We start from the raw sequence: 11,092 nt of genomic DNA, 5'->3' as shown, positions 1-11,092 counted from the left end.
AGCAGATTTTACGATTATGAAAGCTATAAAAATATGTGCAATTGCCCTGGTATTACTATCTGCAGGCGCATGCAAGAAAAGTTTTCTGGATACTGAACCGATCACCTCAGTTACGGATGAGAACTTCTATAAAACACCAAAAGATGCTTATGCGGCCCTTGTTGGCTGTTATGACGGATTACAGATCGTATGGTCGGAGGGCGTAGCCCTGCCGGTAGCGGCAGAGGTCATGTCCGACAATACCTTCGGGGGTACCGGTGCTTCTGATGGTTTCGGTTACCAGATGATCGACGAGTTTGACAGGAACCGTTCTCCTTCAGATCAGAACCTTTATGAGCGTAACTGGATCCTGTATTACAAAGCACTATACCGCTGTAATATGCTGATCAGCAAAATTGATCAGATCCAGTGGGGAGATGATGCGACAAGCAGATTGGCTTATGAGGCGGAAGCGAAATTCCTTCGTGCATACTTGCTGTTTGACATGGTACGCCTTTGGGGTAACATCCCTTTGCTAACTGAAGCATCCGCAGAAAATGTACCTCAGGCTAGCCCGGAGGAGGTGTATAAAGTAATTACAGAAGACCTGAAGTTTGCTGCTGAAAACATGCCAGCGGTTGGATATGCTGCACAACCACTAGCGCAACGCGGACGCGCCACTAAATACGCCGCAGAGTCTCTATTAGGCAGGGTTTACCTGTACTATACCGGATATTATGGTAAAGCTGACCTTGTAGGTGTGGTGACCAAAGCCCAGGCGCTTAGCTACCTGGAAGATGTGATCAGCAACAGCGGTCATGGTTTAGTTGAAGATTTCGCAAGTCTTTGGCCTGCAGCTTCTTTAGCGAATTACGCCAAAGAGGACAACAAGGAAACTGTATTCGCAATTAAATACACCTACACCAGTGATTACAACGGCAATACCGATGGTAACCACTGGATGATCATGGGCGGTATCCGTGAGCAGGCAATTTTCCCTTACGGAAATGGCTGGGGTGCTGAAACCGTGAACCCGAAACTATGGAATGCTTATGCTGCAAATGATACCCGCAGAGCGGCTTCCATCATCTCCATTGTAGATGAGAAACTTCCCTTCACCAACCAAAGTAAAGCAAGAGAATACACCGGATATTATACCAAGAAGTATAGCCCAATGGTGGATGAGAACGGAAAGCCAGTGCCTGAGGGTTATGGTAACCCGAACTTCCAGATCGCGCAGTTCCAGGATTACGTATCGATCCGGTATGCCGATGTGCTGCTGATGGCAGCGGAGCTGGGTAGTGCCAATGCGCAGACCTATTTCGATCAGGTTAGACAACGTGCGTTGAAAGATGCTTTCAGCCCGCTTCCTGTAAACCAGGAAAACATTATGAAAGAGCGCAGACTGGAGTTTGCATTTGAAGGCATCCGCTACTATGACCTGCTACGCCAGGGTGTGGACCGTGCAGCCCAGCAGATTGCAGAAAGTACAACTGTACTCAATGGCGGTGTGAGTACCCAAAAGACGATCCTGGCAGCAAACGTAATTGCAACACAGGGTCTGCAACAGATTCCATATAACCAGATCAACCTGGCGAATGGTACGTTAAAGCAAAATCCAGGTTGGTAACATTGATTATATAACAACAAGACGATGAAATTACATGTTAGAATATTTGCAATGTTTATGCTTTCTATGGCATTCCTTGCATGTAAAAAAGAAGAACACAGGCTGGAGCCGGTGCTCGATAAATCCGCCATTAACTTTAGCGTAACGCAAGATATGGCAGCAGACCCCGGGGGTAATACCGTGATCCTGCAGAATAATACCCCCGGCACCTTATCCATCTGGGATTATGGAACCGGAACTTCTACCCGTAAAACGGACACCGTGAAGTTTGCTTTTGCAGGGGATTATGTGATTAAGTTTTCCGCGGTAACCGGTGGATTGGTGGTAAAGATGGATTCTGTAGTCGTAAAGGTTACTCAAGACAACCTGAACTACGTGAACGATCCACTATGGACCGCTTTATCCGGTGGTGTGGGCAATGAAAAAAACTGGATCCTGGATACTGATGGTATCTTCTTTTCTGGTCCATTATCCTTCTATGGTGTCAACAATGGCTGGCTTAAAGAAGGTGGTGCATGGGCAGATGGCGCCAATGCGACCGGATGTTATGGTGGCGATTGCTGGACATGGGGTCCGGGAACAGGGGATATCTATCCGAACATGATGGCTGCAGGCGATTATGGCATGATGACCTTCGGTTTAAAAGGCACCGCTTCTTTCAAAGCGGTAAAGCCCATGGAAAACAATGCTACCCAGAATGGCACTTACTACCTGAATGTGGCAGCAAAGACCTTGACCATTAACAATGCCTCCATCTTGCGCGGTTACAAACCTGCTAAAAATGGACTTACGGGCGTGAGCAACTGGACCAACTATAAAGTACTTTCATTAGATGAGAACAGCATGCAGCTGGGTGTGATCAGAGACCGTGATGTGGATGGAGAAGGACCGGCGATGTTGGTTTACAACTTCATCACCCAGGAGTTTAAGGACAGCTATGTGCCACCGGTAACTGGCCCAGATGAAGGTTTCGATCCGACATTTAAGGCAGGTGAACTGCTGAGCATGCTAACGGGTACCACATCCGGCAGGTTGTGGAAACTGGATGCTACAGGTAATCCGGTAGACTGGATCGGTAAAGGCAAAGGCTGGACAAAATCGCATGTCGACTCCAGGGACTGGGGATGGAATGCAAGTTGGGATGCAGCAGCAGCGGATTCATGGATCCTGTTTGACCGTGTAGGCGGACAGAAATATACCCGCAATCAAAACGGCGTGGTCACCACCGGTACCTTCACGATTAATGAAGCAACCAATGAGGTGACCTTAAATGGCAACTTGTTGATCCAAAACCCGGGCAGCTTCATGTCGCCAACTAAAAACACCTTCAAAGTGGTAAAAGCTTTTCCAGGAAAGGTTGAAACCAATGGTATCTGGTTCGGAACGGATTACAACGCGGAGAAGGATGAGTGGTTTGCCTTCCACTATGTACTTTAAAAAACAATTGAAAATACCTAGAAGAAACAACATTTGAAGAAGTCTAAAACATATTTGGTTCTCCTGTTTGCGTTATGCATCGGGGGAACTAAAACATTTGCACAGCAGCAGCCACGCCAGGAGCTGGATTTTAATAAAGGCTGGAAGTTTACGCTTGGCGATCAGGCCGGCTGGTCCGCAGCGGAGTTAAACGATAAAACCTGGAGAACACTGGATCTGCCCCATGACTGGAGCATTGAAGGTAAGTTTGATAAGAATCACCCGGCCACTGTTGGTGGTGGGGCACTTCCCGGCGGAACAGGCTGGTACCGGAAGCAATTCCAGGTGCCGGCCAGTGCCAAAGGCAAATACATCGCCATTGATTTTGATGGGGTGTACCGCAATGCTGAGGTTTGGATCAATGGCCATTACCTTGGTAAAAGGCCGAACGGCTATATCGCTTTTCGCTATGACTTATCCAAGCACTTGCGTTATGGCGGCATGAACACCATCGCCGTAAAGGTTGATAATGCCAAACAGCCAAATAGCCGCTGGTACAGTGGGTCCGGCATTTACCGGGACGTAAAGTTGCTGACCACCAATGCGGTTCATGTTGAACAATGGGGCAGCTATGTGACCACCCCCGAAGTGACGGAGCAGTCGGCAAAGGTGCAGGTAGAACTGAGCGTTGCTGCGGCCGGTAAAAAGCAGGCTACGGAAATTAAAACCCTGATCCTTGATGCAAGCAAAAAGGTAGTTGCCAGCACAGCCCAGAAAGTGCAGCTGGGCGGAACAGCACCTTTTACAACAAGCCTGGAAGTGAAAAATCCTAATCGCTGGTCCGTCGAGCATCCCTACCTGTACACTGTGCAATCTCAGGTCCTTGTAAATGGTAAGGAAGTTGACCGCTATGATACCCCACTGGGCATCCGCAGCTTCAGCTTTGATCAGCACAAGGGCTTCAGTCTGAATGGTAAAGAAATGAAGATCAGAGGTGTGTGTATGCATCATGATCTCGGTGCACTCGGCGCCGCTTTTAATGTACGTGCGGCGGAAAGACAATTGGAGATCCTTAAATCCATGGGTGTGAATGGCCTGCGTACTTCTCATAATCCTCCTGCGAAAGCCTTGTTGGAGCTTTGCGATAAGATGGGCTTCATTGTAATGGATGAAGCTTTCGATATGTGGGTTAAAAAGAAGAGTGATTATGATTATCACCTGGATTGGGATAAGTGGCACAAGAAAGACCTTGAAGACCAGATCCTGCGGGATCGTAACCACCCTTCGGTGATGATGTGGAGCATAGGAAACGAGATTCCGGAACAAGGTGGAACAGGTGCCGATACCAGCGGCAGGGTAATTACCCGTGAGCTCGCGGCAATTGTGAGGAACCTTGATAAAACGCGCCCTATAACTACAGGAAATAATAATGTAGAGGCCAATAACAACCTGGTTTTATCCGGCGCATTGGATGTGATCGGCTACAATTACAACCACGACAAATGGAAGGATTTCCATAAAACTTATCCTGGACAGAAGCTGATTGCTTCGGAAACCACCTCGGCCTTGCAGACGCGTGGAAGTTATGATATGAAATCTGACAGTGCGAGAATCTGGCCGGTACGCTGGGATCTACCATTACTTACTGGTAATGACGATTTCAGCTGTTCTGCTTATGATAACTGCTATACGCCCTGGGGCTCCTCACATGAGCAAACTCTGCAGGCATTTGAGAACAATCCTGTGGTATCGGGCATGTTCGTATGGACCGGCTTTGATTACCTGGGCGAACCAACGCCCTACACCTGGCCTGCAAGAAGTTCTTACTTCGGCATTATGGACCTCGCTGGATTTCCAAAGGACGTATACCACTTGTACAAAAGCGCCTGGACCAATGAGCCGGTATTACACATTATGCCGCATTGGAACTGGAAAGATGGACAAGAGATCGATGTGATCAGCTATTATAGTCAGGCCGACGAGGTTGAACTTTACCTGAATGGCATATCACAGGGTAAGAAGTCTAAGCAAGGTCAGGACATGAAGGTGATGTGGCGCTTGAAATATGCGCCGGGTGAACTTAAAGCCGTATCCCGGAAAAGCGGCAAGACTGTACTGGAAAAGGTGATCCGTACAGCGGGTGCAGCGGCCAAGCTTGAACTTACCGCCGATCGAAGCAAGATCCATGCAGACGGGAAAGATCTATCCTTTGTAACGGTACGCGTGCTGGATAAAGATGGTAACCTGGTTCCGGATGCGGCAAACCTGATCAATTTCAAAATAGAAGGTGATGCTGAAATCAGGGCTGTTGACAATGGCAGTCCAATAAGTCACGAGTCTTTTCAGGCCAATCACCGGAAGGCCTTCAATGGTCTGGCACTTGCAATCATCAAAGCAAGAAGTAAAGCTTCGAAGGTAACCTTAAGCGCGAGCAGCGAAGGTCTGCAGGCTGCGCAGGTACAAATTGAAGTTAACTAAGGCTCCTGCAATGAGCCTGCGCCTCATAGTATTCCCTTTCAATACCCTGATTTAAACTCAAACCAGGGTATTGAATTTTGATTCAATATGATTCTTCACTTCTTTCTGGAATTCCTCCGGTGTTTGTCCGGTTTGCTTTTTGAAGAACCTGCTGAAATACGGACGGTCTGAAAAGTTAAGATGGTAGGCAATTTCCTTGATCGTACGTTCACTATGAATGATGTTCCGCTTTGCTTCCAGAATCACCCGGTCATGGATGAGTTGCATCCCAGTTTTATCCAGGTTCTCCTTTAGGATCTGATTAAGCCGTTTCGCGCTGATGCCAAGCTTTTCGGCATAAAATTCTATATTTCTAACCTCCTGGTAATGATCTTCCAGCAACATAAAAAAGGCATATACCCGCTTTTGGTTAATGTCGTGGCTGGTAGACTGCTGCTCTTTAACCTGCATAAGTTTTAAGAGAAAGACCTTCAGTAATGCTTTTACAATAAGGTAGCTATTCGTAGCGGTTTGATATTCCTGCTCCAGCAGTTCATAAACGCTTGCCAGTGCTGCAGCTTCCGCTACCGCCAAATGCAAACAGGAAAATTCTCCCTGAACGTTAAACACCTTAAACAGGTCCAGCAAAAACTCCTTGTCTTCATCTTCCAGCATCTCCTGCTTGAAGGAGATCAGCACGCCATTCTTTCCGGCCTTGTTCAGCTGATGCACCCGGTAGGGTGGGATCAGGTAGATCCAGTCGCCTTTAACTTGCAGTTCGGGGTTCTTCAGTGCGTGTAAAGGCAGTTCATTCTTTAGCCATACAATTTCGAAAAAATCTTTCCTGCTTGGATCATTCAGGTAGCTGGGTGGACAATTTGCCAAGTTTCTGATGTAAATAACAGACTTCTGTAGCGGTGGATGTTGTGCGGTGCTCATGGTGTACAAAGGTAAGGGCTGCGAAAAGGGCTTGTTGGATGATCCGGCAATAATGGTGCACAATATGGAAATCGCCTGATTAAGGCTGTTGTTTATGACTTTCAGCTTACTTGTATTTCCAAATTGTACACCCTTTGGGGCATATCGTGTAATCACGGCCGCCGGGCTGGCAGGTACTTTTGATGCACAAACCATACAAGTATGCAGACCATAAAAAACCAGACAGAAACTGCAAAGAAGCTCAAGGCAAATTTGAACATGATTCTGGAGGAGAACAGCTGGCTCTTGAATCAGATTGACTTCAACGAGGTAGAAGCGCTGATGAAATACATTCAGGGTGCGGAAAACATATTCATTATTGCGGCGGGCAGATCCGGATTTGCGATGCGCTCCGCGGCAATGCGGCTCATGCACTTTGGACTGAAGGTCCATTTCGTTGGGGATACTACGACCCCTGCAATTCAGTCGGGCGACCTGTTAATCGCGGCCTCTGGATCTGGCACCACCAGCACCATCGTTAAAGCGGCCGACAAAGCACGCTCAGTCGGCGCGGCGGTAGCGGTGCTAACGACACAAGGCAAATCACCACTCGCCGCACTTGCAGACCTGATCGTGCACATCCCTGCCGCAGATAAGCAGGACCACGACAACAACCGCTCAAGACAATATGCCGGTGGACTGTTCGAGCAATTTCTACTCCTGCTCAGTGACGCGATATTCCATCAGCTTTGGAAATCGTCCGGTATACCTGCCGAAGAACTCTGGAAAAGACATGCGAACCTGGAGTAAGGCTTAGCGATCAACAAATACAATCATCAATTTAAAATTTCAATAAAATGGCAAGATTACAAGTAGCAATAGATTTATTAACAACAGAAGAAGCATTAGCACTTGCGGCGAAAGTTGCACCTTATGTAGACATTATCGAACTGGGTACCCCATTGATCAAAAACATGGGTTCGACCGTGATCACCGCAATGAAAGCTGCACATCCGGATAAACTGGTATTTGCAGATTTAAAAACAGCAGATGCCGGGGAACTGGAAGCGGACATCGCTTTTAAAGCTGGTGCAGATTTAGTGACCGTATTGGGTGTTTCTGGCAATGCGACCATTATTGGTGCAGTGAAGGCTGCTAAAGCACATGGCAAAGGGGTAGTGGTGGATACCATTGGTCACCCTGACCGTGTGAAACGTGCACGTGAAGTGACCGAACTGGGTGTGGATTTCGTAGAACTACATGCTGGTTTAGACGAGCAATGGGCTGAAGGTTATTCTATTCAGGTACTTATCGACGAAGCATCAGCGGTAGGTGTACCGGTTTCCATCGCTGGAGGTGTAAACATCAACAACATCGACGCGGTAATTAAAGCAGGCGCTCAGGTAGCGGTTGCAGGTGCAGCAATCTATGCAGCGGAAGATCCTGCTGCAGCAGCAAAGGCACTTGCAGAGGCGATTCGTCTTGCATAACCAACAATAGCAATCTAAAATACAAGGCTCTTCTGCATCAGCAGGGGAGCCTTGTCTCTTTTTATCCAGCCTGGTTCAGGAGGGCTGGCTACCCATGTCCCTGGCATGTTGCGCAAATTTTTTCAAAGCTTGTAGCGTTTGGTATGGTGCAGCCGTTTAGAGGTTAAAATGTTAAAGGCCAATAACGATCATCAATATTAAAATCACGAATTATGAAAATTTCAACTAATCTTAAATCGTCCTTTAAAATGCTGTTTGCAGCGCTGACTTTGTCTGCGGTAATAACATCCTGTTCAAAGGATTTTGATAATACGCCTGCACCAGCGGTTTCAGGTTTAAACATGATTAATGCTTCGCCAACAACGGAGTTGTTAGACTTCTACGTGAACAACACACGTGGCAACAACGAGAACTTCGGTTTAGGTAAAAAGCTAGGTTACTACAATCTGTATTCCGGAACCAGCAAGATCAGTATCACTAAAAAGGGAAGTCAGACAACCCTTGCAAGTGAGAACTTCAACTTTGCCCCAGAGCGCGGTTATTCCCTGTTTGTAATCGGTAAAGTGGATTCATTGAAATTCCTGATGGTAAAAGACAGTGTATCCATGCCAGCAAGCGGAAAAGCAAATGTTCGCTTTGTGAATGTTAGCCCTGATGCCCCTGCTTTAAACCTTGCGGTAGGCACTGCTGCAACAGACCTTGTGACCGACAAAGCATACAAACAATACTCTGAGTTTACGACGATCGATGCTGCGCCTAAGGTAACTTTTACTGCTAAAAACAAAGCTACAGGTGCTGTTGAAGCAACCTTGGCAGATGTTGAGATCAAATCAGGTGCAACCTATACGATTTGGGTAAAAGGATTAAAAGCCGCAACCGATTCAACAAAACTTGGACTTGCCATTTTTACACACTAAGTTTGACCCTTAAACCGGTCCAGCATACCGGGCCGGTTTAAATAAATTCATTGTTAATCTGTTGCGCATCAATATGATCGTATACCCTGCTGTCCAGAATACGTATGTCCACCTTTGAGGAAATTCTGGCAGGTTGTTTAAGGCAAGACAATAAGTGTAAGGAAATGATCTACAAGTCATTTTACGGCTACCTGATTGCCGTAATTTTACGCTATGTTGGAGAGCGCGCAGATGCTGAAGAGCTTGTGAACGATAGCTTCATTAAGATCTTCAAAAACCTGCACACCTTCCGTCACCCGCAGGATCCTGCACAATTGCAGAATGCTTTTCGAGCCTGGTCGTCCAGAGTAGCCTCCCGTACGGCAATAGATTTCCTGCGTAGCAAAAAGGTGTACCTGAATGTGGATGACATTCCAGAAGATAAACACACTGCAACACCTGAAAGTGCAATTGCACAACTGAATGCTCAGGATATTATGAGACTGCTAAATGCTTTGCCAGACACGCACCGCATTATTTTTAATATGTATGAAATTGAAGGCTATTCGCACGATGAAATAGCAAAGACGCTTGATATTCCGGTAAGCTCCAGCAGGGTTTACCTCACTAGAGCGAAAAATAAACTTAGGGAACTATATTCTATACAATTAAGCGCATGAAACCTTCAGAAGATGAGTTGATTTCCCACATCAAAAAGACGATGGCCTCGTATGAGGAGCCATACCTGCCTGGTGCATGGGAAAAATTTAATGAAAGTACTGCTAAAGACAAGAAGCGCCTTTTTGGTTTCTATCAGGTCCTTAACATTGCTGCCATGCTGCTGGTATGCGCTTTTGTATTTTTATATGTTGATAAGGTTGTGGAAAAACCTAAAACGGATGTGGTAAAGAAGAAAGCTGCACCAGTACAAACATCAGACAATAAAGCTGATGTTACACCGGAAGATCTGGAGGCTGGCGCCGACTTACCGGAAATAGACAGAAGTATTTACACTGCAAAGCGAAAATCTACCGACGAGCTGCTGGATTCTGCAATGCAGGCAGGCATAGTACAACAATATGCTTACCGTGCGGTTGATTCCGCTGCAATCCTGGAACAAACGACCATGTTGAGGGCACCTGAACAAGACATTCAGCTGCAGAATTTGAACGGGGCAAGAAGAATGCAATTTAATGCAGGACTGTCCTTACGTAGCACCCTCCCTGTACCTACGATTAGCGCAATGCCGGAACAAGCCGAGCGCTCCGCTAATTTTGAGAAATTCCTCGAAAGGGAGCAGCTTCTGGCAAGCACTAAAGTCGCCCCAAAGGAGAACCCTGCACAGCAAGATAAATGGGAGCTGGGTGTAATGGTTGCCCCTTCAATTGCCAACAACAATAAACTTAACCTGGGTTATGGTGTAAGCATGGGCTATGCCTTGTCGAAAAAAGTTTCTTTGGTATCCGGGATCTCCTATAATGATATGAATGCTTCCAACCAGGTGCCCGCCGCACCCGCAAATACTGCCGCATTCTTTTCCGGGGAATCGAAGAATCTGCAATCTGTAGAAGCTAGCGTTTCCGGTATTGATATTCCACTTGGAATTAAGTACAACCTCAGCAAGAAGATTTATGCCAATGTTGGCGTATCTGCTTTCGCGGTACTGAATGAGCGTAAAAATAATACCTATATTCAGGAACGTTCCATGCAGACCGTTTCCTCAGACCCTGGTACGGCAGGTGAATTAAGGATCGTGGTCATGAACCAGAAGGTGACTGAACCGGCACCAGATGCATCCCTTGGCGATAAATATATAGGTTTCTACAACCTTTCGTTTGGTGTGAAACAGCCCTTATCAAAGAAAAACACGCTTTCACTAGAGCCATTTGTAAAGCTGCCGATGAAGGAAACCTCTGCCGACAACCTCAGGCTGATCGGCACCGGAATCAGGGTAAAATTCGATTTTTAGCGCATACAAGCCATTTAAAAGTCCAGTCTCCAAAAGGCTGGATTTTTTTTGTGTGCGCCCGGCACGGGCGCAAACTATAGGGTGAAAGTCCCGAACGCGCCTTGATAGTGGGAAGCGTTAACCTAAGGCAAGGGTGTCCTTCGCGAGGAGGAATCTGAAGGAAGCCGGCGGTAAATCTCTGGCCTGACGAACAGGAAGCGAATCAGGCAGTTGGATGTGGGTGAGTTTGCACAACAAAATAAAGCCCAAAACTATCCGAAACATCCCGCTGTATATTCGACAGGTATATGGAGAGAAAGTTTGCGTTCTTACCCGGGGAGATCTGATAAACTGCTGC

The 11,092-nt window shown here is 46.8% G+C and carries 9 protein-coding genes; 8 read left to right on the top strand and 1 reads right to left on the bottom strand.

Translation table 11 applies throughout. The annotated features are described in order from the left end of the window. The first annotated feature begins 16 nt into the window (after positions 1-16). From AC5WJX_RS17265 to galB, 3 genes are read left to right on the top strand one after another with little or no spacing between them, the layout of a single operon-like run. Positions 17-1,609: a RagB/SusD family nutrient uptake outer membrane protein gene (locus AC5WJX_RS17265; RefSeq protein ID WP_494485516.1), complete on the top strand. Its 1,593-nt coding sequence runs from the start codon at positions 17-19 to the stop codon at positions 1,607-1,609. 24 nt (positions 1,610-1,633) lie between these two features. Further along, complete coding sequence (locus tag AC5WJX_RS17260; protein WP_494485515.1) at positions 1,634-3,046, top strand: hypothetical protein; 1,413 nt, start codon at positions 1,634-1,636, stop codon at positions 3,044-3,046. 33 nt (positions 3,047-3,079) lie between these two features. Beyond that, on the top strand, positions 3,080-5,503 hold the full coding sequence (galB, locus tag AC5WJX_RS17255) for a beta-galactosidase GalB (protein WP_494485514.1): 2,424 nt from the start codon (positions 3,080-3,082) through the stop codon (positions 5,501-5,503). A 57-nt stretch (positions 5,504-5,560) separates the two neighbouring features. On the opposite strand, the gene AC5WJX_RS17250 is transcribed toward galB, so the two are convergent. Further along, positions 5,561-6,616: a helix-turn-helix domain-containing protein gene (locus tag AC5WJX_RS17250; protein WP_494485513.1), complete on the bottom strand. Its 1,056-nt coding sequence runs from the start codon at positions 6,614-6,616 to the stop codon at positions 5,561-5,563. Between the two features lie 6 nt (positions 6,617-6,622). Here AC5WJX_RS17250 and hxlB point away from each other — a divergent pair, with 6 nt between their 5' ends. From hxlB to AC5WJX_RS17225, 5 genes are all read left to right on the top strand, one after another. Then, positions 6,623-7,210 carry a 6-phospho-3-hexuloisomerase gene (gene hxlB / locus AC5WJX_RS17245; RefSeq protein WP_494485512.1) on the top strand — a complete coding sequence of 196 codons (588 nt, stop codon included), beginning with the start codon at positions 6,623-6,625 and terminating at the stop codon, positions 7,208-7,210. A gap of 47 nt (positions 7,211-7,257) precedes the next feature. Beyond that, the gene (hxlA, locus tag AC5WJX_RS17240; RefSeq protein WP_494485511.1) at positions 7,258-7,890 is read left to right on the top strand and encodes a 3-hexulose-6-phosphate synthase; all 633 of its coding nucleotides are present in this window, start codon (positions 7,258-7,260) and stop codon (positions 7,888-7,890) included. A gap of 212 nt (positions 7,891-8,102) precedes the next feature. Continuing rightward, complete coding sequence (locus tag AC5WJX_RS17235) at positions 8,103-8,807, top strand: DUF4397 domain-containing protein (RefSeq protein WP_440427732.1); 705 nt, start codon at positions 8,103-8,105, stop codon at positions 8,805-8,807. Between the two features lie 164 nt (positions 8,808-8,971). Next, the gene (locus AC5WJX_RS17230) at positions 8,972-9,466 is read left to right on the top strand and encodes an RNA polymerase sigma factor (RefSeq protein WP_440427731.1); all 495 of its coding nucleotides are present in this window, start codon (positions 8,972-8,974) and stop codon (positions 9,464-9,466) included. Further along, positions 9,463-10,755 carry a hypothetical protein gene (locus AC5WJX_RS17225; RefSeq protein ID WP_494485510.1) on the top strand — a complete coding sequence of 431 codons (1,293 nt, stop codon included), beginning with the start codon at positions 9,463-9,465 and terminating at the stop codon, positions 10,753-10,755. Before AC5WJX_RS17230 ends, AC5WJX_RS17225 begins: the two co-directional genes overlap by 4 nt. The last annotated feature ends 337 nt before the right edge of the window (positions 10,756-11,092 follow it).

It is taken from the genome of Pedobacter sp. NEAU-ZC8 (assembly GCF_059278965.1).
The sequence above is the reverse complement of the archived record's forward strand: the minus strand, read 5'-3'. Positions and strand labels throughout refer to the sequence as shown.